Source organism: Streptomyces sp. PA03-5A (assembly GCF_033792725.1).
GTDB lineage: Bacteria > Actinomycetota > Actinomycetes > Streptomycetales > Streptomycetaceae > Actinacidiphila.
On sequence record NZ_JARAVL010000047.1, the window covers coordinates 1 to 20,876 of the forward strand.

Consider the following 20,876-nt stretch of genomic DNA (forward strand, 5'->3'; position numbering starts at 1 on the left):
CACGGCGGCCCCTGATCACTGCGGGCCACCCGGTCCGGCGTCAGTCCCGTCGCCGTCCTGCAACCGCTCTGGCTTCGGAACTCCACCACCGCACCGTCCTGCACACTGCAACTAGCTGTACTGCGGATACTGCTGACCGGCAGTTCGTCTCTGCCAGGCCCTCTGGTCCCTCTGGGCTACGAGAGAAACCATAACCACACCACCGTCCAATGTCTACTCCAGCCAACACAGATTTCTGCGTGTTCGACACTGAGGTAATCGGCTGCGAACGGGGACAACCGCGGGGCCGCCAGCGCCGGGTTGACGGGCCGCGGGCCTGGGCACAAGCACCCAGCGGGTGCACAGCCAGCCCCGGTTCTCACCGCTGGCCCCATGGCTTCGGGGACCTGGCCCTACGTCGTTCCCGCCCCTTTAGCCAGCAAGGGGGACTGGGTGCGCGGCCGACCGTCGGCCGGGCCCTGCGTATGCAGCCCGGCGAAGGCAATACGGCCTCCCTGGTCGTCCCGGTCTTCCTCAGCCCCGGCAAGGAGCCCGACGACATGGTCTCTTCCCGCTCCTACGAGGGCCTGACCAAGGCCCTGAGCGCACTGCGCGCACATGACACCGAGGCCGTCGAGCAGCTGGCCACCCCGCAGGCGGCCTCCCGGCGGCGGTCCGCCCCATCTGGGGCTGCCGGTGGAGGGCATGGCGCGGTGGGAGGCGTCAGTGCGCCGGCGAGTGGGCTGCTGTCGTTCTCTGCGCCGCGGGACCCTGCGCAGCTGGCGGCGTTCATCAGCCTGCGGGTGTTGTAGCCGGAGTCCGAGTTCTGGCGGCGCGGCCTGCAGGCAGCCCTCGCCTACCACGGCGACCTGCGCGTCCCTTACGGACACCGCACTCCCGACGGTTTCCCCCTCGGTATGCGGATCACCCGCCAGCGCCAAGCCCACACCCGCAGCCTTCTCGACGCCGAACGGGTTCAGCAGTCGACGAGCTCGGCATGATCTGGAGCCACGGGGAGCTCGCCTTCACCGAGGGCCTGGCCGCTGCACGAGGCGGGGCCGCCGAACACGGCCATCTCCTCGCCCCACCGACGCCACCTGGCAGGGCTACCCCATCGGCCAATGGCTGAAGAACCAGCGCGCAGCAGCCCGCCGCAGCAGTGCAGCTGGTAGCCGGAAGGCCGCAGGGCTGAATCGCGACCGGCGGCAGGCACCCGAAGACATCGACCCCGCCTGGTGCCCCACCTGGCCCGTGGTGTGGCAACGCTGCTTCCACCTCGCCCGCACCTACCACACCGCCGGCGGCACACTCCCTGACCGGGACGCCCAGCTCGTCATCCAAGGCGAAGACATGGGCCGCTGGATCCACACTCAGCAAACCCAGTGGGACACCCTCACCACCGTCCAGCAATGGCTCCTGACCGAGATCCTCGGCATCACCACCGCTCCGGAGGAACGCACACCGGCCCTGAGGGCTGCAAAGCCGAGACGCACCCGGGCACAGATCTGGGCCGCCAACCTCACCGCCGCCCGCCAATACGCCCAACGGGAAGGACACCTCAACGTCCCCCGCCCCCACATCGAGACCATCGACGGCACCGAGCACCCTCTTGGCGTAGTCACGTTGATCGGGTGCATGCCCGAGGGCGTCGAGCCGGCGGTGGGTGAATTCCCCGCCTTCTGAACCAGGGGCGCTAGCGCGATGTCCGGCTCGGCCGAGGGCGGAGGACCGGTGAGCGCGCCGTCGGCAATACCAGCCGACCTGGTGAAGTGAACGGCGTACCTCCATCCGTCCGGAGTCCGGTACAGGACGAGACTGGTCAACGTCCCCCCCCGGCCGCCGTTTACTCGCCATGCCGGCGAGGGACTGCGCACTCGCCGCCCATGCGGCGCGTTCGGCGTCACCGGGACGTACGCGCCCCCGACCGTCCGGGTAAACGGATGGTCGAGGGCGAGCGTGACGCGACAGGATGCTCCGCATGACATTGCCCACCCCCGAGTTGCACACCGCTCGCCTGCGACTGCGGCCGTTCACCGACGCCGACGCTGCGCCGCTCTACGCGCTGCACAGCAGCACCCACGTGCTGCGTTACTGGGACTCCCCGCCGTGGACCGAACCGGCCCGCGCCCAGCGCTTCATCGCGACCTGCCGGATGATCGAGGAGGAAGGCACGGGAGCGCGGGTGGCCGTCGACCGCGTCTCCAACGGCGCGTTCATCGGCTGGTGCGGCCTGACCAGATGGAACCCGGACTTCCGCAGCGCGTCCCTGGGCTACGTCTTCGGCGCCGCCGCGTGGGGCCACGGCTACGCCACGGAGACCGCGCACGCCGTCCTGCGGTGGGCGTTCGACACCCTGGACCTGAACCGCGTCCAGGCCGAGACCGACACCCGCAACGTGGCGTCCGCCCGGGTCCTGGAGAAGCTCGGCTTCGTCCGCGAAGGCACCCTCCGCGAGGACTGCGTCGTCAACGGCGACGTCTCCGACTCCTGGGTCTTCGGCCTCCTCCGCCGCGAGTGGCACCCGACGAGCACGCCGACGGCCGGTCGATAGGACCGAGACTTGCCGGCTTTTCAGTCCACAACCTCCACCGAGGTCACCGTGACTCGCTCCGGCGAGCTCAACGTCTTGGCTTGCCCCACCGATCCCGCCCATCCGCGCCGCTGGAGCATGGAGCGCCAACATTCTCATCTGCGTACTCGGGTGCTGTCGCTTGTCGTGAACATCGAACAGGCTGCGGCCCGGGTGCCTTCCGAAGCACTGAATAACTGCTGTCGTCACCGGTGAGCGAAGCCACCACGCACCTCTGGCACTGTTCGCCCGTGTCCCCGGGCAAGTGCCCCGGCCTCGCATGGACAGGGCACTATCCAAACCGGCGTCTCTCCTTCGGCGTACCACTGGGCCGGTGCCCGGGGAAGTCGCGACCGATCTGGGGTGCACCAGCTGTCCACCAAGGTGTGGGGCGGCTCGATCATCCGCCGGAAGCGCACGAAATCATGGCCGGGGCGCGGAGTTGGGTCGCGTCCGGGTGCCACTGCTGCGGCGGCTGACGGGTGCCTTGGGCTGAGGTCTTCCACCGAGCCGGGGTACTCCTACGGGCGCGACGGGCTGGTGATGCGGGTCCTGGTGGCCCAGGACGCTCCCGAGCACACGCTTGGGGCGTCCGGAGGCGCCGCCGGGCGCGTTGCGGACAAGCTCAGCCGCGGAAAAGGGGCGGGCCGCGCGCCGGGACGGCACGCCCGCGCGGGACAGTCGGGCAATCTCCCGTCCACCGCCGTGGCACATATCCGGGCCGCGCAGCCCGGGAGCCCAAAGCAGGTGCGAGCGTCGGGGCAGGCTCGCCGCACCCGGCGGCCAAGCCCTGCCGTCTGCGCTCCCCTGCAGACGGCAGGTCTTCCCTTCGACGACCCAAGTGTTCCGCCAGAGGCTGCTGACTGCGTTGCGGGCCGAGGAGGATGCGTGACCCATTCCCGTCCCCTGTTTCCAGGCGGCTTTGTGCCGCACCGGCCCGCTGCAGGCGCCGCCGACGAGGAGCAGCAGTCCGGCGTAGGCGCCGAAGCGGCCGGCGAGGTAGGCGTGTGCGACCGGTCCGGAGGAGGCGCTGCCGGTGCCGGAGGCGGACACCGAGGTGGTGGAGGTTGCGCCGATGGAGAAGGTGTAGGCGCCGGCCACGGGATGGCTGTCGGCGGAGACCACGTGGTAGGCGACGGTGTAGGTGCCGTGGGCCAGTGGATTGACGCGCCCCGCCCTGCACCCCTTCACCCCCGCGCAGGCCCGGGGCATCTCATCCAAGCTGGAACGATCGGTCATTCCAAATGTTAGGCCCCGATCACACCCTCCGCGCGAGACGCCGACTCGGCCACGCCTCGCCCATTCGGGATAGATCGCCAGAATCTACGATAAAATCATCTTGTGGCCGCATATGAGAATCTCGTCGTGGCCAGTCAAGGGGATTCCGTCTGGATCACCCTGAATCGGCCTGAACGCCGAAATGCCTTGAGCTGGGAGCTGCTTCGCGAGTTGCAGATGGCACTGACCGAGGTGGCGGGCTCTCCGGCGGTAGGTGTTGTTCTGGCGGCGAATGGACCGGTTTTCAGCGCCGGGCATGACTTCTCCGACGTGCTCGCACAGGACGCCAAGGGCATTCGGGAGCTGCTGCATCTGTGTACGGACGTCATGCGGCTTCTTCAGTCCGCACCGCAAGTGGTGGTGGCCAGAGTGCATGGTTTGGCCACGGCCGCAGGTTGTCAGCTCGTGGCATCGTGTGACCTGGCGGTGGCGGGTGAGTGTGCCGGATTTGCACTTCCCGGCGGCAAGGGGGGGTGGTTCTGCCACACGCCTGCCGTGCCGGTGGCCCGCTCCATCGGACGCAAGCGACTCATGGAGATGGCCCTCACCGGCGAGGTGATCGGTTCCCGTACCGCCCTGGAGTGGGGACTGGTCAATCGAGTGGTCCCCGACGGCGAACTGGACGAGGCGGTCGAGGAACTCCTCGCCCGGGCCAGTCGTGGCAGCGCGGCCAGCAAGGCGCTGGGGAAGCGAACCCTCTACGCACAGCTGGACCGTCCCGAATCCGACGCTTATGAGATCGCTTGCGAGGTCATGGCTGATGCCTCTCAGACCCCGGCAGCTCGCGAAGGCATTGCATCCTTCCTGGAGAAGAGGCCGCCGGTGTGGCCCGAGTGACGAATGAACGGAGCCCTGAGACGACGATGCAGGATTCCACGTCGGTGCCGATGCTCATCATCGGCGGGGGGCCGTTTGCGCTGTCGGCGGCCGCGCTCGCAGGTGACCGAGGCGTGGATGCGGTCGTGGTCGGACGGCCGATGGGGTTCTGGTCCGAGCACATGCCGCCGGGAATGCTGCTGCGTTCGGGCATCGACTGGCATCTGGACGCCACCGGCGTCTACACCCTGGAGGCCTATCTGCGGGAACGGGCCCTCTCGCCCAAAGAGGTTGATCCGATTCCCGTGGAGCTCTTTCGTGAGTATGCCGACTGGTTCCGCCGCGCCAAAGGCATCACCCTGAGGCAGGACCTGGTCACGCGCCTCACCCACCGGGACGGCACGTTTTACGCAGAGCTCGACAGCGGCGGGCGGATACGCGCCGATGTCGTGGTCGCCGCGGCGGGTATCAGCTACTTCACCCGACTACCCGATTGGGGCGGCTCGATCCCGTCGGGCCGCGCGTCCCACAGCTGTGACCTGGTCCGCTTCGATGCCCTGTCCGGGCAGCGTGTGCTCATCGTCGGAGGCCGACAGAGTGCGTATGAGTGGGCGGCTCTGATCGGTGAACACGGGGCGGCTCGCGTCGATGTGGTGCACCGCCATCCCATGCCCCGTTTCGCGTCGGTGAGTTGGACGTTCTTTGACGACTACCTTGAGGCCACGATGCGGGGTTCCGGATGGTGGCGCCGCTTGCCGGTTCCCGTACGGGAAGCAATCCTGGCGCGATGTTGGGAGGCCGGCCGCGGCACGCTGGAGCCGTGGCTGCCGGCGCGGCTCGATGCGGCCGACGTCCGGATCTGGCCGGAGACCGCAGTGGTCCTGGCGGAGCCGACAGTGGACGGCGGGCCGGTGCGGATCACGATGTCGAACACTGAGTCCTTGACCGTGGATCAGGTGATCTTCGCCACTGGATACGCGGTCGAACTGGCCCGCGTCCCGTTCCTGGCGGACCTGGTGGAACGCATCAAGATGCGAAATGGCTCTCCAGTGCTGGACGAAGCCCTCCAGAGCACCGTTCCTGGGCTGTATCTCACCGGCTTCTCCGCGGCGCAGGATTTCGGGCCGTTCTTCGGTTTCGTCAAGGCCGCTCCGGCATCCGCCGCCCTGATCATGCGCGACATGCTGGCACGTACGGGCTGAAGTGGCGCTCCAGTCTGCATCGAAGCTCACATGGGCCTGGGTCCATCTCGAACACGCATATGTGCGAGCCGGTGCCGCGTCGACGTTTCGCTGCGACCGTCGCCGACTGTGGGCCCACGGCTGGCCGACGACCGCAGAACCGCGAAACGCGTTGGTGACGGGTCAGTTGGGCGCGTTGGCGTTCTGCGTGGGAGCCGCGAACTCCTCGGGCCCCCCGCAAGGCCGGGCGGACACCGGCCGTGACCCCGGCTGGACTCTGTACCGGTCACGGTCCCGGTGGTAGGCCCAACGCTGGGGGCGGGGGCGGGGATTTCGGTAGGGGTGGGCCCGGTGCCGGCCGCACGCTTCGCTCCGTCAGCCAGACGCGGGCGGCGGGCGATGGGGTGGGGGCTGCGGTGGCGACTGGCAGAACGCTTCGATGGTGTCGGCCACTTTCAGCGCGTGCGCGGCACCGGCTTTCGCCGCCTCCCGGGCGGTACCGCCCATCTCTCAATTTTCACGGTCGATAACCGGGAGGGAGCGACAGGAGGTTAGCCCTGCTGGTGGGGCGGAGCGCTTCCCTTCGCATAGACGGCGTTGACGATGCCGTCCGGCTGGTCGTCAGTGGGCTTCAGCATCGTTGAGCTTCATCGATCTGTGAGAGCGCGGTTGAGACGCGCAGGGGGTGGTCAGGTGTCGTCGTCGGTGAGGAAGCCGCGCATCGGCACAGGCGGCAAGCCCTCGGAGAGCGCAGCCGCGTGACGGCGCAGGTCAGCCATGAAGTACGGGGTGAGCTGGGGGTGGTGGAGGACGGCTGCCAGGACCATGCGCTCGACGTGCTCGGCATAGAGCACAGGCCCGGGCGGGGGCTGATCAGGGTCGGACGTACCGACCAAGGTCTTGGGCATGTGCGCCTCACAGATGGCATGCGCGCCTCACAGATGGACGGAGAACGGTCTCGACAGCTACGAATGAGGCTGCTGGAGCGGCAGCGTCGACCGCAGGGGGATGCCGGTGGCCGCGCCTTCAGGCAGAGCGGCGGTTCCTAGGGATTGGGGGCCGGTCGCGGATGTACTGGCGGTGGCGCACTCGGGTCGAAGGGCTCCCATTCGGTGCGCGTGTGGTCCGCGGCCGCGTCATTGCCGGCGTGCGTGGAGCAGCGGTGCTTGTACCAGCACAGTTGCTCGGCATACGGCAGTCCGGTCAGGTCGTAGACCCCCATCAGTTCCTGCGCGATCGGCAGGCGTCCGCCGCCGGTGCCAAGCAGTGGATCCCCTGGCTCCAGGCGCCACGTACCCGGCAGGGCACCTGGGTCCTGGACCGATAGAGGGCAGCGGCGGCGGCTGCGGGTGTGGGGCCCGGGTAGCGGGTGTAGAGCAGGCACACCATCGGCCGAACCGCCAAGCAGGGCGACGCAGGGGCTGACTCCTGCTCGGAACGAGGCGTGAACAAACCGGGTCCTGCCGCCGGCGCGCATTCAGACCCAACGTACACCGCACCTCCGCCAGCAGCAGGCTCCGGTTGCCCGCCGGGCCGGCCGGGCACACGGCGTGATGTCGAACCCGGCACCAGGCGCTCCGTCCTGGCCGGAGTGGGCGGCGCCGGAGGAGACATGCCAGCGCTCCAGCAACGCCGCTGTCACGGAGCGCGGACCAGGCGTCTACCAGGTGAGGGCCTCCTACGTTGTCGATCGCGACGGGTGTTCTCGTAGATCCACTTCAGCTACATGAGCACGTCCGGTCTGTCGATCGGAGTTATGAGCGTTCACCTTTCCCGGCCGGGTGGTGCGCGCCTGTGCCGGGAATCGAAGAAGACCGTATGTCGCGCATCTGCACTCTATAGTGCAGACGAAACAAATGTCTTCGTCAACTAAAGTGGCCGCTGTGACTTCGCAGCGCAGCAACAGTGCAGAGGGCCCGGAAGCCGGGGTCCACATGGAGGACAACTTCGGCTTTGCCCTCGGTGTGGTCTTCCGCGCTTACGCCAAAGTCGTCGAGGCGGCCGTGGCCGAGATCCCCGGGGGCCCCCGCGGCTACTTCACGCTCATGGCTGCCCTCCAGGGCCACGCCAACAGCCAGCGGGCCTTGGCCAAACGACTAGGAATCGACCGCACGATCATGACGTATCTCCTGGACGACCTGGAGCGGGCTGACCTGGTGGAACGCAAGCCGGACCCCGCCGACCGCAGGAGTCGGCGCATCGTCGCCACCGAGCACGGAAGACAGCGCTGGGAGGAACTCAGCGGCCCGGTCGGCCTGGCCGAGCAGCAGCTCCTGGACGTTCTGCCCGAGGAGGCGCGGACCACATTCCGCACCTTGCTGCGCACCCTGGCCCACCACGTAAGCCCGGACGACCCCATGATGGGGCACTCCTCGCAGGCGGTCGCCGACGTCGATGTCTCCCAGAAACCCGACCGGCCGCCGGGTGGTCGCACGCGGCATCAATCCATCACCTGACTTCGCAAGGCGATGACACGTACCGGTGACCGCACGGGTTCGCAGGGTGGGGAGGCGGCCTCGGGCGTTACTCATCTCCTGGAGTACCACCCGGGAGTGGTGCGCTACCGGGATATGGCCGACGGCGCCGCACCGACAACCCCGCCGGAAACTGCGACCCCTGCCTCCTCACCGAGGGGCCAGCGTCACAGTAGGACGCATGGCAGCTGACACGCCAGATAGACGTTGGCCGGCTCGACCAGGCCCTTGGCTTCCGGGTCCCGCAGCTTGCAGAGCAAGACTTGATCCCCAGCAGACCGGCGAACGCGGCAAAGTCGTCGGTGAGTTGCTGGTCACCGGACCGGCAGGAGCCGACGGCTCCCTGGTTGTCCCAGACCAGCACCCACGGAACCGCCCCCAACTCGGTCAGCAGCCGCCAGTGCCCGGCGATCAAGTCGGCTCCGGACCGGGAAGGCATCATCCGCGCAGTGATCCACCGCCAATAGCCCGCGACCACCAACACCGGCGGCCGTCCGACCTGCCCGAAGCCCAGTGGGATGTCGGCGGGCGGGAACCACAGGTCGCAAAGACCGATCTCGCCCGGCTCATAAACCGTCCGCGAGCCGGATCCGGGCGATAGGCCGGCCGCAGATTCGGTTCCCGGCCCTGAGCACACCCAGGCCGGTCCCAGCCGATCCGCTCGGCAATCACCGTCGCCGGCATCTCCCACCACTGCTCGAGCGGTTCAAGAATCCGCAGCTCGACCGCATCCACGATCGCGCGCGGCCCCGGGTCTGTTCTCGTCACTCTGCGTGCTGGAGCTCCGAGGTCTCCGCGCTCCTGGCCGCGACCTTCGACTGGTGCTTCGGATTGCCGGCGTTGACGGCGAAGGACGCGACCAGTGCAGCGGCAGCGAGGAATCCGGTGCCCCACCAATAGGCCATGGAGTAGCCGTGCACCAGCGACAGGTTGGTGAGGGATGTGGAGCGGTGGTGGGAAGCGACGTATCCGGTGGTGGCGCTCGCGGCGATGGTGTTCAGCAGCGCGGTGCCGATGGAGCCGCCCATCTGCTGCGCGGTGTTGGTCATCGCGGAGGCGACTCCGACATCGCGGGGCTCGACACCGTGGGCTCCCAGGCTGAACGCGGGCATGAACGCCGTGCCGATTCCGACACCCACCACGATCTCGGCAACCGCGATGAAGCCGAACGAGGAATCGACGTCAAGCAGGGCGAGCAGCAGCACACCGGCGCCGGACACCGCGTAGCCGACACCCATCAGCAGGCCGGGCCGAACCCGGTGCGAGAGGCGGGCGCCGATCTGCGTAGAGCCGATAGCCTGCGCGGCGGCCATCGGGATAAAGGCCGCACCGCTCTGCACCGGCGAGTATCCCTTCACCAGCTGGAAGTAGTAGCTGAGGAAGAGGAACATCCCAAACATGGACATGACGGACAAAGCCAAGGAAAGATAGGAGCCCGCGCGGTTGCGTTCCGTGAGGACGCGCAGCGGCAGCAGCGGTGACTTCACCTTTGCCTCCAGCACGACGAAGGCCGCCAGCAGGAGGGCGGACAGGACGAACATGCCGATCGTCACACCGGCACCCCAGCCGTCGCTCTCCGCTTTGGCGAAGCCGAACACCAGGGCGACGGCACCGCCGCTGGCGAGGATGGCCCCCGGGACGTCCAGCCGTCCGCGGCCCATGTGCGCGCCGGCGTCACGGACGACGGCCAGGACGCCGATGATGCCGATGGCCGCGATGGGGAGGTTGATGTAGAACCCCCAGCGCCAGTCGGTGTACTCGGTGAACACGCCACCGAGCAGCAGGCCGAGGGCGCCGCCCGCGGTGGCGATGGCGCCGTAGATGCCGAAGGCCTTGGCACGCTCCTTGGCATCGGTGAACGCCAGCGAGATCAGCGCCAGGGCGGCGGGGGCGAGGAGCGCGCCGAAGACGCCCTGGAGGGCGCGGGCAGTCAGGAGCGTGGACAGGTTCTGCGCCGCGCCGCCGACGCCCGAGGCCAGGGCGAAGCCGACCAGCCCGATCACGAACACCCTCTTGCGGCCCCAGAGGTCGCCCAGGCGCCCGCCCAGAATGAGCAGACCTCCGAAGGCCAGGCCGTAGGCGGTGATGACCCATTGCCGGCCGCCGTCGGTGAAGTGGAGGTCATGCTGAGCAGACGGCAGAGCGATGTTCATGATCGCCCCGTCGAGGAAGACCATCAGCTGGGCTATGGCGATGAACAGCAGGGCCAACCAGCGCCGGGGGTCGGGATGGTGGACGTCTTGAGACATGACTGGCATTCCTTGAAGGTGTCGGTTGCGGCCAGGCTCTTTCAGCCGGGCCGCGTGAGTGGAAGGTCTGCGCCGTGCCGGTGGTGCAGGCGCGCTCGATGGCGTAGGTCAGGCCCGGGACATGACATGACGTCGGGCGCCATCTTGATTCCGCCGGGCCGGGTCCGGGGCGAGCCGGGAGGCCATGCGGGCGTCGTTGCCGCACATGAGGTGACGGAGTTCGGCGGGCGCGTCGTGACCCCCGCACGACTCGGATACCCGGAGGAAGCGGACAACGGTGTCCGCGCCCTACACTCCGGCCAGGAGGCAATTGGCGGCTTGCATCAAAGGCTCTTCACGGTCGTTGCACGCGGCTGCGGCGGCCCGCGCCGAACCTTGTCGCGACGTGCTGACGTCACGGCGAGATGGGGCCCAGTCCTGACCCCTCCGCCGAACCGGGCATCCCACCTCCATTCTAACACGAACGATCGTTAAATTAAGCGGGCAGGTAAATGCCCGGCTGTCGTGCGGTGACAGGACTGGTCGGCACCCGGCGCTGCGGAGTCAGCGAAGGCAGTTCAGGGCGACCTCCGCGGCCCGCGTCAGCGCGGCCCGATCCGGATTTATGGCCCCCATGACCCGCAAGCCCTGGAAGGTCATGGCGAGGAATCCGGCGAGGTCTGCGGCGCTCCGACCGGCCGGGATCTCGCCCCGCCCTTGCGCCTCGGCAATGACCTCGAAGAGTGTGAGCTCCAGCAGCTGCGTCGTTGCGCGAAGCCGCTCGGCCACCTGCGCATCGCTGTGCGCACGCTCCATCGCCGCCCCCACAATGAGGCATGACGCTTGGCCGGGACCGCAGGTCACTTCGTCGATCACCGCCGCGAAAGCCGCACGGATCGTCTCCCTCGCGTCACCGCCGGCGCGCAGCATCTCGATGAACGGTAGCGCGTAGCGCCGCCGGTACAAGTCCAGTGCAGCCAGGTAGAGACCTTCCTTGCTGCCGAAGGCCGCATAGATCGAACCACTGCCGATCTCCATGGCGCTCGCCAGGTCCCGCACGGAGGTGCCACCGTATCCGGTACGCCGGAACGCCTGCATCGCCGCGGTGACGGCGGCTTCGGTGTCGAACTCGCGAGTACGTGCCATAAACCTGACCGTACCTATTGATGGAACGTTCGGCAAATAAAGGTGGAGGTCTTGCGGCTGGTCATCGCCGACTGCTCCTGGACAGGTTTTGCGGGCACGGGTGGGGGGACATCTGGCCTTGAAGGCACGTCGTGCGACGTCATCCGGCGGTCGCCACCAGCGCGAGGCCTGTAGGGTCCTGCAGCGGGTCCTCCCGGCATGCGCGAAGGCCGGGGGTGATCTCTCGGGCCGCAGTCCTGTAGCGCCGTGCACTCCCCCAAGGCCAGCGGCCACCGCAGGCTGGGATGGCGCCGATGACCTCTCCGGCTTCAGGGCTGGATAGTGAGGCACCGCAGATGCGGGTGGTCCTGGCGTCCACGACGCCTACCGATCGAGCTCCCCGTCCACGGCGCGAACGCCGGCGACGGAGCGGATGAATCGGCCGTGCGCTCAGGCGGCAGGCGGGCAGGCCCGCTCGACCGCGGCACACGCCGCGTCCTTGGCAGCGGCGGGTATCGCCGGGTTCTGCTCAAGCCTGCCCGCGGCAAAGGTGCCGTCGATGAGCGGGGTCAGTTGGCCCCGGCGCATCAAAGCTAACAGACAAGTCTGTCCGATACGGACGATGCCCTGTTCACATCCTGACGGCCACCCATAGCACGCTCCGCTGCCCCCTTGAGGAGCGCAAGGCGGTGTCCGCGACACGATCACGCCGCGCTGGGCACCCGAGTGGCGTCTGCGGACTGCGCGTCCGCGGGCGATACTGAAACTTACTTTTCATTAGTGACTAATGTTCCTCTTGGCCGCCGCAGGCGTCGGCCGCACCATGGGACGCATGACCGAGCACATCCGGCCCTCACCGGCCGATAGCCCCGTCCGCCGTTGCTGACGCGACGGCTGGTCACCGTGGCGGCCGTCCGCATGACGGGTTGGGACGGGTCGACGGCGAACGCATCCAGGACGAGGTGACGCCTCGACCCGCGCAGGCCTTCACATCTGCCCACCGCGCTCTTGTCGTGCGGCGTGACCGGGATGCCGGTCTGCGCTGACGGGGTCTGTTGTGGCCCTGGCGGCAGTTTCAGCCTGAGTGCGGCCGCGCGCCCAGGCTTGCGGTCAACCTCGGTCCGGCCCAATGGCCGTCCCACCACAAGGAGGAAAGACGATGGCGTCTCCTGCCAAGCTCGCACATGTGGTCCTGCGGACGCAGCACCTGAAGGAAATGCGGGAATGGTATGTGACCGTGCTCGACGGCAAGGTCATGCACGAGGACCCTGCTTCGGCTTTTATCACCTATGACGATGAGCACCACCGGATCGCGCTGGCCAATATGGGCGACCTGGAGAACCCCGACCAGGCCGAGCCGGTCCGACCGATCGTGAAGCGGGAGAGGCCCGTCCCCATCACCGCGGACACCGACATCTTCCAGGCGCTCGCCGGTCCTGCCACGGGGTTGTTCCACATCGCCTTCACCTACGACACGCTCCTGGAGCTGCTGGACACCTACCAGCGGCTGGCCGCTGCCGAGATATGGCCGGTTCTGGCGATGAACCACGGCGTGACCACCTCGATGTACTACCGGGATCCAGAGGACAACCTGGTGGAACTGCAGATCGACAACTTCACCACGGCGGAGGAGGCCGAAGACTTCATGCAGGGCGAGGTCTGGCTCCGCCGCCCCGGTGGCGCCCCGATCGACCTCGACGACCTGGTGCAGCGCTTCCGGGCCGGCGAATCCTTCGAGGACCTGGTCAAGCCGACCTGGTGATTTCCTAAAAGCACCTGCCTCTCGTCTTTGTGCGGGTACACGAGAGGCAGGTTGCCCGCGGCGACCCTCGCGCGGGCCCTGGTTGGTGCGGCGGACGATCCCGGACGGACAGCCGCCCGCCGCACCAGCCTCCCCTCCCCCGCGGCTGATGTCCCGGCGGGACGTCGTGTGCCGACCGTCGCTGCTGATCGCGACGGTCTGAAACGAGCACCACGCAGTGGATCCCAGCAGCTCCCGCAGCGGCAGCAAACGAACGTGTGGCCGCGACAACCGATTTGGAGAAACAGCACATGTCCCAGGCATCCGACAGCCGTCCCAGTGTCGTGGTGATCGGAGGCGGCTATGCCGGCATCCGTGCGGCCCGGGAGCTGGACGACATCGCCGACGTCGTCCTCGTCGAGCCGCGCGACTCCTTCCGCCACAACATCGGTTCACTGCGCGCGACGGTGCAGCCGGACTGGGCGCCCAACATCTTCATGTCCTACGAACGCCTGCTCACGCGGGGCAGCGTGGTGCACGATCGGGCCGCACGAGTCGAGCCGGGCCGCGTCGAACTGGTCTCGGGTGAGGTCCTGCGTCCGGACTTCCTGGTGCTGGCGACCGGATCGCGGTACCCCTTCCCGGCCAAGGACGCGGAGGAGAGCAGCGAAAGGTCCAAGGACAACTACGCCAGGACCGCCAAGGAGCTGGAGCGGGCGGACCACGCAGTGATCCTGGGCGCGGGTGCGGTCGGTATCGAGATGGCCGGTGAGATCCTGGCGCAGTGGCCGGACAAGAAGGTCACCCTCCTCGATCCTTCCTCGGACGTGCTCGGCGGCAACTACCCCGAAAAGCTGCGGACGGCACTGCGGAAGATGATCACCGAGTCCGGAGTGGACCTGCGCCTGGGAGAGGGCCTCACGGAACTGCCCGAGGCGCCGGCCGGGGTGGTGGCGCCGTTCACGGCGCAGACCACCACGGGCCAGACGATCGAGGCGGACCTGTGGCTGCGCTGTTTTGGCGGGACGGTGCCCTCCGATTATCTCGCCGGGAGCCTGGCAGCGGCCCGAAACACCTCGGGAACCGTGCGGGTGGGCGACGACATGCGGGTCGAGGACCACGAGACCGTCTACGCGGTGGGCGACATCGCCGGTCTCGGCCTGCCGACGGCGTTCCTCGCCGACCTGCAGGCGGAGGTGGCCGCAAAGAACATCCGGCGGCACATCGTCGGTGAGGAGGAGGGGCAGGACGCCACGTTCGCAGACCCCTTCCCGCACCTCGTCGTGCCCTTCGGCCCGGGCAAGGGAACCGGCTGGCTGGTCAACCAGGAGGATCTGCTCGACGATGCCTCGGTCGCGCAGCTCAAGGGCGACCACCTGCTCGTGGACATGTACACGGACAAGCTCGGCCTGACCGAGGGCGCTTGGGCCCTCGGCCACTGAGCCTGCCGCAACGGCCACCCATCGGGTGAGCCGGCATTCAGGAGGGTGACACCCCACGCGCCAGATCGCGGGCGTGTCAGCCACGCCCGGGGTCACCCTCCACCGGGGCCACCGAGAAGGCTCACTCAACGACGCACAACCCCTCATCCCGAAGACGAGGCTCAGTGATGGCTGAACCAACCACCGCGGCGGAGCGGCAGCCTGGTACCGAACCCGACCTTGCGGCCCTGCGGGCCCGGGTGGCGTGCCTGGACGTGATCCACGCGATCTTCCGATGGGTCGACGACGGCGAGGCCGCGCGCACCGTGGAACTGTTCACCCCGGACGGTGAAATGGTGATGGGTCCGTGGTCCTTCTCGGGAGCCGGGCTGGCCGCAGCCATGCAGGCCCGGCAGGAGGAGAGCGCCAAGCAGGGCGTCCACGTCCCGGCCGCCTCCTCGTTCCGGCTGCTGTCGCCCACTGAGGCGGAGGCGCAGACGTACCTGCATCTGTACCGGCAAGCAGACCAGCGGGCGGGCACTGCTCCGGTGCCTCGTGCGGTGACGCTGCTCACGGACCGGTTCGTGCAGGGCGACGACGGCCGCTGGCGCATCGCCCGGCGGGTCGTGGACATCATCGCGGGAGGTGAATGACCGTGCGCCTCTACCGCACGACCGCGGGGCTGGCCCGCGGCGAGGGTGATGAACTCGCCCTGCTGGACCTCCCCCACCTCGATGTCACCGATGTGCTGTCGGAGGGCATCGAACGTGCCCGATCCGCCCGTGTCCGCAGCAGAATACCGATGCGTGAGGCGGTGCTCCTGCCACCGGTGGCGGCCCCGGGCACGGTGGTGATCGCCGGTGCGAACTACCGCGACCACGTGGCGGAGGCCGGCATGCCCACCCCCACTGCCCCGGTCTTCATCACTGTGACGGGCATGAGCGCAACCGGGCCCCACGACCCCATCTGGCTGCCGGCCGAGGCCCCCTCGCAGGTCGACTACGAGGCAGAACTCGCCGTGGTGATCAGCAGGCCGGGGCGGGACATCCCGGTGGGACGGGCGTGGGAGCACGTCGCGGGGTTGATCGCGGTCAACGACGTCTCCGCCCGCGACGTACAACTGGCGGCGATGACCGAAGGCGTCGTCACCGACATCGACGGAGTGCGGAGGGGAAAGTCCTTCCCGCATTTCAAGCCCATGGGTCCGGCACTGGTCACCGTGGACGAGACCGGCACCGACTTGGACCTGGCGATCCGCACATACGTCAACGACGCGGTGCGCCAGGACGCCCGTACCAGCGAGATGATCTTCTCTGTCCCGGAAATCATCTCGCATGTCTCGGCCACGACGCCCCTGCTGCCCGGCGACGTGGTGCTGACCGGGACACCCGGCGGCGTCGCCCTGGCGACCGGCGGATACCTGCGCTCCGGTGACGTGGTCACCGTGGAGATCGAGGGGCTGGGCCGGCTCCGCAACCCCGTACGCATGGCTCCCACGGCCACCCGTTAGACGGTACGTCTGCCGCCGACCAGGTCCGGCGGCAGACGTGCTCCAGCCGTGTGCCAACACGGTGATGATCCCGCGCGTGCGCCCAATTCGAAGTGAAGGAAAGTCAGATGGACAAGGTGGTCGGCTCGGCACACGACGCGGTGGCCGATATCCCCGGTGGCGCCACCCTCGCGGTCGGCGGCTTCGGACTCTCGGGCATCCCCTCCACCCTCATCTCCGCTCTTGTCGCCGCAGGTACTTCCGGTCTGGCCGTGGTGTCCAACAACTGCGGTGTCGACGACGGCGGCCTGGGACTCCTGCTGCGGGCCGGCCGCATCGCCCGCATGACCTCCTCCTACGTCGGCGAGAACAAGGAATTCGCCCGCCAGTACCTGGAAGGCGAGCTCGAGGTGGAGCTGGTGCCCCAGGGCACCCTCGCCGAGCGGCTGCGCGCCGGCGGCGCGGGCATCCCGGCCTTCTACACCCCGGCCGGTGCAGGAACCCTCGTGGAAGAGGGCGGCCTGGCCTGGCGTTACGCGCCGGACGGCAGCATGGCGGTCGCCTCCCCGCCCAAGGAGGTGCGGGAATTCGGCGGCCGCCGGTACCTGCTGGAAGAGGCCATCGCCACCGACTTCGCGCTCGTCCGGGCGGCGGTCGCAGACCGGCACGGCAACCTCGTCTTCCACGCCGCCGCCCGCAACTTCAATCCGCTGTGCGCCATGGCCGGCCGGACGACCGTGGTGGAGGCCGAGCGGATCGTCGAGCCCGGCGAGATTCCGCCCGACGCCGTCCATCTGCCGGGCGTCTACGTCGACCGCGTGGTGGCCGCCGACGTCGCGGACAAGCGCATCGAGCGCCGCACGGTGCGCGTGCCGGGCGACGTCTGACTCACCCCTCGACACCCCACACCCGCCACCAACACGACGCAGGAGGAACAGTGACGACCACCGAAACCCACAGCGGCGATCTGCGCGACGCGCTGGCCGCACGCGCGGCCAGGGAACTGACCGATGGCCAGTACGTGAACCTCGGCATCGGCCTGCCGACCCTGATCCCCAATCACATTCCCCCCGGCGTGCACGTAGTGCTGCATGCCGAGAACGGGATCCTCGGCGTCGGCCCCTACCCGTACGAGGAGGAGGTGGACGCGGACCTGATCAATGCCGGGAAGGAAACCGTCACCGTGCTGCCCGGCGCCGCCTACTTCGACTCGGCGGCGTCCTTTGGCATGGTCCGTTCCGGCCGCATCGACACGACGATCCTCGGTGCCCTGCAGGTGTCTGCCTCCGGAGACCTGGCCAACTGGACGATTCCCGGGAAAATGGTCAAGGGCATGGGCGGCGCCATGGATCTCGTCCACGGCGCCCGCAGGGTTGTCGTGGTCATGGAACACACTGCCCGCGACGGGTCTCCGAAGATCGTCCGGGAATGCACCCTGCCGCTCACCGGCCGCAGGGTCGTCGACCGGATCATCACCGAGCTCGCGGTGTTCGACGTGACTTCCGACGGCCTGCATCTGGTGGAACTCGGTCGCGGCGCCACTGTCGACACGGTGCGCGCGGCAACCGAGCCGCCGTTCTCCGTTGCCGACCCGCTGCGGTGAGCGACATCAACGTGCCCGTCAGCTGTCGCGAGTCCACGGTCAGGTAAGTGGTGCAAAAATAGAAGAGGGCGGCAATGGCCGGCGATCAGAACGAACGCGACGCGACGGGCGTGCATCTGATGGCCAGCGCATACAAGCGCTGGCAGAACATGCCACCTGTCATGCTCAATCTGTCGCGGGCGGACGCCTGGATCGTGATGGTCGGTCTGCAGACGGCAGTGGCACATCCGCTGGTCTCCGGCGGCCCGATGAGCGCGGCTATGGAAGAAATGGGCCGACGGATTCAGGAGGCGATCTGCGATGATCCGGAGGTCTACGCTGTGGCCGAGAGCGGCTGGAACCGGATCTACGACGTCTTCCCAACCGATGTCTGCGCAGGACGCACCCACCGGCCCCCAAATCCCATCCGGGGAGTTCGGCGACGCGCCTGCGATATCGCACAGCCAGACACCGCTCACGAAGTGACACGCCATCTTCGGGGCAGATCCGTTTTCCCGATTTCATCCGCCTGATCCTGATACGTGCATGTCGTCTACGTCATAGAGCACGTGCAGGCGCGCTGGATCCGACGCTTTGGGGCGCATTCAACCGCGCGGCGGGAATTCTGCGTGTCGCCGGTGATCGGCGTGACAGTGCGCACGTCCACAGGTCCGACGCCGGTTGCGGTGAGGCCCCGTACAGCCCCAGCCTTCACCTGCGCCGACACAGGCCACCAGCTGATGGACCTCATCAAAAGTGCTTCAGCCGAACGGGCTGTACACGTCTTCGGCTGACCCGGCCGGATGCCCCGGCCGGACACGACCCCTCCCTACCACGCATACGCGACTTCGGCCCATGAAGAGGAATCATGAAGAGGGCCGGAAGCCCTGCGCGTCTTTGAGGTGCCCGAGCCTCATGCCGGTCCCGGACAGGTACGCATCCGGGTCCACGCCGCCACGGTGAACCCTGGCGACCGCTACCTGCGCAATGGCGCGCTGGGACCCACCTCCCCCGCACCCCCTTATGTCCCCGGCATGGAAGCAGCCGGGGTGCTGGACGAGATCGGCAGCGATGTGAAAACCGATCTGCGTCTCGGAGACCGGGTGATGGCCATGGCCGACCCGAGGGGTCCCCTGGGCGGCGCCTACGCGCAATACGTCGTCCTGCCCGCGGCGCAGGTCGCCCGTGCGCCGCAGGGGACGACCCATGCCGAGGCGGCCACCCTGCCCATGAACGGGCTGACCGCGCGGCTCGCTGTCGACCTGACCGGGCTTTCACGGGGGCAGACGCTCGCGGTCACCGGCGCAGCAGGAGCCGTCGGCGGCTACGTGACCCAGATGGCCAAGGCGGACGGACTCACCGTCGTCGCGGACGCCTCCCAGGCCGATGAGGAACTCGTGCGCTCATTCGGTGCCGACATCGTCGTACCGCGAGGGGCCGATGTTGCCCAGCACATCCTGCGAGCAGTCCCGGCGGGAGTAGCAGGGCTGATCGACACGGCGGTCATCGGCTCGGCGGTGGTGGCCCCGGCCGTCCATGACGGCGGCGTCATAGTCACCGTCCTCGGCGAAGGATCCCGCGCCGTCAGCCCCGAGGAGATGCGGCGGCGGTCTCTGCGCATGCACATGGCCTTCGTCCCGGACTACCTGGGCGACCGCAGCCGGCTCGATGACCTGCGTGAACAGACTGAAGCTGGAAGGCTGACCCTACGCGTGGCTCGCACCTTCCCTCCCGAACAGGCCGCCGAGGCCCACCGTCTGATGGAGGCCGGCGGCGTCCGCGGACGCCTCGTCCTGGAGTTCTGAACCGCCTGAGGCGGCCAGCCGCGTCACCGATCTCCGGTCTCTCGCTCCGCGGGACGACCGCCTCAGGGGAACGGACCGCTCAGCGCGACGCGTGGAACGCGGCGCGCTGAGTTTCCGGGCCGCGGGGGCCAGTGTCCGCCCGGTGCCAATCACGTGTTGCTTCCCGACCGCCAGGTACGGGTGGGGAACACGGTCGCGGTGAAGTGAGGGCCGATTGTCGCGGTGCCTGGCCGGGAGAGCTCGCCGACGAGCGCGTGCCGGGAGCACGCTGCCGAAGCCGTAACCGACGTAACGGAAGACCTGGTCGAAGCCGAGTGCGCTGCCGCGTTGATCGCTGCCGGTGTTCTCCACGATGAGCGCCGGTGCGGTGCAGAAGATGATGCCGATCCCGATGCCCGCCAGGAGCATCGCGGCCACCAGGCCCGGCAGGCTGTGCCGCCAGAGGGCGAACAACGCCATCGCGGACATCATCACGACGCCGGCGAGCGGCAGCGTCCAGCGTGCCGGGAGCCACCTGCCCAGTCGGCGGGTGATCCATCCGGCGGCGAGACTTCCCAGCGCCTGCGGGAGCATGAGAAGACCGGCTACCACGACGGACTTGTCGAGCCCTCCGGTCGTCGACGGTGCCTGAATCATGCGGGTACTCACGGACAGCAGCAGGTACATGCCGATCCCGGGCAGCAGCACGGTGACATCAATGCCGTGACGTCGGCGCCCCACTGGGCGGCGACCTCAAGGCGCTCGGCGGGACCGCCGATCACGATGACCCGGCGCGCACCCTCGGCGACCGCCTTGGCTACGGCGAACAGTCCGACCGGTCCGGCGCCCTGCACCACGACCGTGTCGGCCGCGGCTATGCGGCCGAGCCGTTCGAAGCCGTGCATCACCGTGCGCAGCGAGCACGCCGCGGCGGAGGCCACCGCGTCCGGGACATCGTCCGGTACGCGGACCCGGCCCGCGGTCGGGTACACGTACCCGTATTCGGAGCAGCCGCCGTGCAGGAACGGGTAGGTGTGAGCGCTCTCGGTCATGTAAACGGCGCAGGTTCTCGCACAGGCTCGGCTCGCCGTCGATGGCGCAGGCGCGGCAACGGCCGCACATGCCGTGGGTCCGGACGATCCGATCGCCCTCTGCGAGCGGCTGGCCGAGCGAGTCGGTGGACCTTGTTCCGCCACCCCAGGCCGAACC

At 68.5% G+C, this 20,876-nt stretch carries 22 protein-coding genes; 16 read left to right on the forward strand and 6 right to left on the reverse strand.

Features of this window, described 5'->3' with window-relative positions; genetic code table 11:
- The first annotated feature begins 464 nt into the window (after positions 1 to 464).
- The 4 genes from PV410_RS38725 (at position 465) to PV410_RS38740 (ending at position 2,530) form a co-directional block, all read left to right on the forward strand.
- Positions 465 to 791 (forward strand): hypothetical protein, encoded by a 327-nt coding sequence (locus PV410_RS38725; RefSeq protein ID WP_500331017.1) that lies wholly within the window; start codon positions 465 to 467, stop codon positions 789 to 791.
- A 57-nt stretch (positions 792 to 848) separates the two neighbouring features.
- Entirely contained in the window at positions 849 to 980 is a 132-nt protein-coding gene (locus PV410_RS38730; RefSeq protein WP_500331092.1) for a helicase associated domain-containing protein, read from the forward strand.
- Between the two features lie 349 nt (positions 981 to 1,329).
- Entirely contained in the window at positions 1,330 to 1,662 is a 333-nt protein-coding gene (locus PV410_RS38735; protein ID WP_500331018.1) for a helicase associated domain-containing protein, read from the forward strand.
- A gap of 295 nt (positions 1,663 to 1,957) precedes the next feature.
- On the forward strand, positions 1,958 to 2,530 hold the full coding sequence (locus PV410_RS38740) for a GNAT family N-acetyltransferase (RefSeq protein ID WP_500331020.1): 573 nt from the start codon (positions 1,958 to 1,960) through the stop codon (positions 2,528 to 2,530).
- Between the two features lie 441 nt (positions 2,531 to 2,971).
- Here PV410_RS38740 and PV410_RS38745 read toward each other — a convergent pair whose 3' ends face one another.
- On the reverse strand, positions 2,972 to 3,787 hold the full coding sequence (locus tag PV410_RS38745) for a copper resistance CopC family protein (RefSeq protein ID WP_500331022.1): 816 nt from the start codon (positions 3,785 to 3,787) through the stop codon (positions 2,972 to 2,974).
- 102 nt (positions 3,788 to 3,889) lie between these two features.
- On the opposite strand from PV410_RS38745, the gene PV410_RS38750 reads away from it, so the two are divergent.
- Positions 3,890 to 4,663 carry an enoyl-CoA hydratase-related protein gene (locus PV410_RS38750; protein ID WP_500331023.1) on the forward strand — a complete coding sequence of 258 codons (774 nt, stop codon included), beginning with the start codon at positions 3,890 to 3,892 and terminating at the stop codon, positions 4,661 to 4,663.
- Between the two features lie 26 nt (positions 4,664 to 4,689).
- A complete protein-coding gene (locus PV410_RS38755; RefSeq protein ID WP_500331024.1) occupies positions 4,690 to 5,844 on the forward strand; it encodes an NAD(P)-binding domain-containing protein in 1,155 nt (384 codons plus the stop codon).
- Positions 5,845 to 6,512: 668 nt separating this feature from the next.
- On the opposite strand, the gene PV410_RS38760 is transcribed toward PV410_RS38755, so the two are convergent.
- On the reverse strand, positions 6,513 to 6,731 hold the full coding sequence (locus tag PV410_RS38760; protein WP_500331026.1) for a hypothetical protein: 219 nt from the start codon (positions 6,729 to 6,731) through the stop codon (positions 6,513 to 6,515).
- Positions 6,732 to 6,985: 254 nt separating this feature from the next.
- Here PV410_RS38760 and PV410_RS38765 point away from each other — a divergent pair, with 254 nt between their 5' ends.
- The gene (locus PV410_RS38765; RefSeq protein ID WP_500331027.1) at positions 6,986 to 7,150 is read left to right on the forward strand and encodes a hypothetical protein; all 165 of its coding nucleotides are present in this window, start codon (positions 6,986 to 6,988) and stop codon (positions 7,148 to 7,150) included.
- A gap of 556 nt (positions 7,151 to 7,706) precedes the next feature.
- Positions 7,707 to 8,279 carry a MarR family winged helix-turn-helix transcriptional regulator gene (locus PV410_RS38770; RefSeq protein ID WP_500331029.1) on the forward strand — a complete coding sequence of 191 codons (573 nt, stop codon included), beginning with the start codon at positions 7,707 to 7,709 and terminating at the stop codon, positions 8,277 to 8,279.
- 782 nt (positions 8,280 to 9,061) lie between these two features.
- Here PV410_RS38770 and PV410_RS38775 read toward each other — a convergent pair.
- Positions 9,062 to 10,546, reverse strand: a complete 1,485-nt coding sequence (locus PV410_RS38775) for a DHA2 family efflux MFS transporter permease subunit (protein WP_500331031.1) — start codon at positions 10,544 to 10,546, stop codon at positions 9,062 to 9,064.
- Positions 10,547 to 11,089: 543 nt separating this feature from the next.
- Complete coding sequence (locus PV410_RS38780; RefSeq protein WP_500331032.1) at positions 11,090 to 11,671, reverse strand: TetR/AcrR family transcriptional regulator; 582 nt, start codon at positions 11,669 to 11,671, stop codon at positions 11,090 to 11,092.
- 1,138 nt (positions 11,672 to 12,809) lie between these two features.
- Here PV410_RS38780 and PV410_RS38785 point away from each other — a divergent pair.
- The 8 genes from PV410_RS38785 (at position 12,810) to PV410_RS38820 (ending at position 19,688) form a co-directional block, all read left to right on the forward strand.
- Positions 12,810 to 13,412: a VOC family protein gene (locus PV410_RS38785; protein WP_500331033.1), complete on the forward strand. Its 603-nt coding sequence runs from the start codon at positions 12,810 to 12,812 to the stop codon at positions 13,410 to 13,412.
- 290 nt (positions 13,413 to 13,702) lie between these two features.
- Entirely contained in the window at positions 13,703 to 14,833 is a 1,131-nt protein-coding gene (locus tag PV410_RS38790; protein ID WP_500331035.1) for an NAD(P)/FAD-dependent oxidoreductase, read from the forward strand.
- Between the two features lie 167 nt (positions 14,834 to 15,000).
- Entirely contained in the window at positions 15,001 to 15,465 is a 465-nt protein-coding gene (locus PV410_RS38795) for a nuclear transport factor 2 family protein (protein WP_500331036.1), read from the forward strand.
- Positions 15,466 to 15,467: 2 nt separating this feature from the next.
- Positions 15,468 to 16,322, forward strand: coding sequence for a fumarylacetoacetate hydrolase family protein (locus tag PV410_RS38800; RefSeq protein ID WP_500331038.1), 855 nt, complete (start codon positions 15,468 to 15,470; stop codon positions 16,320 to 16,322).
- 107 nt (positions 16,323 to 16,429) lie between these two features.
- The gene (locus tag PV410_RS38805) at positions 16,430 to 17,188 is read left to right on the forward strand and encodes a CoA transferase subunit A (protein ID WP_500331040.1); all 759 of its coding nucleotides are present in this window, start codon (positions 16,430 to 16,432) and stop codon (positions 17,186 to 17,188) included.
- 50 nt (positions 17,189 to 17,238) lie between these two features.
- Positions 17,239 to 17,904, forward strand: a complete 666-nt coding sequence (locus PV410_RS38810) for a 3-oxoacid CoA-transferase subunit B (protein WP_500331042.1) — start codon at positions 17,239 to 17,241, stop codon at positions 17,902 to 17,904.
- A 74-nt stretch (positions 17,905 to 17,978) separates the two neighbouring features.
- A complete protein-coding gene (locus PV410_RS38815) occupies positions 17,979 to 18,416 on the forward strand; it encodes a hypothetical protein (RefSeq protein WP_500331043.1) in 438 nt (145 codons plus the stop codon).
- Positions 18,417 to 18,770: 354 nt separating this feature from the next.
- A complete protein-coding gene (locus PV410_RS38820) occupies positions 18,771 to 19,688 on the forward strand; it encodes an NADP-dependent oxidoreductase (protein ID WP_500331094.1) in 918 nt (305 codons plus the stop codon).
- Here the strand turns inward: PV410_RS38820 and PV410_RS38825 are convergent.
- Positions 19,590 to 20,375, reverse strand: coding sequence for an MFS transporter (locus PV410_RS38825; protein ID WP_500331045.1), 786 nt, complete (start codon positions 20,373 to 20,375; stop codon positions 19,590 to 19,592). The genes PV410_RS38820 and PV410_RS38825 overlap by 99 nt on opposite strands.
- Positions 20,333 to 20,719 carry a hypothetical protein gene (locus PV410_RS38830; RefSeq protein WP_500331047.1) on the reverse strand — a complete coding sequence of 129 codons (387 nt, stop codon included), beginning with the start codon at positions 20,717 to 20,719 and terminating at the stop codon, positions 20,333 to 20,335. The genes PV410_RS38825 and PV410_RS38830 overlap by 43 nt, the downstream gene beginning before the upstream one ends.
- Positions 20,720 to 20,876: the final 157 nt, after the last annotated feature.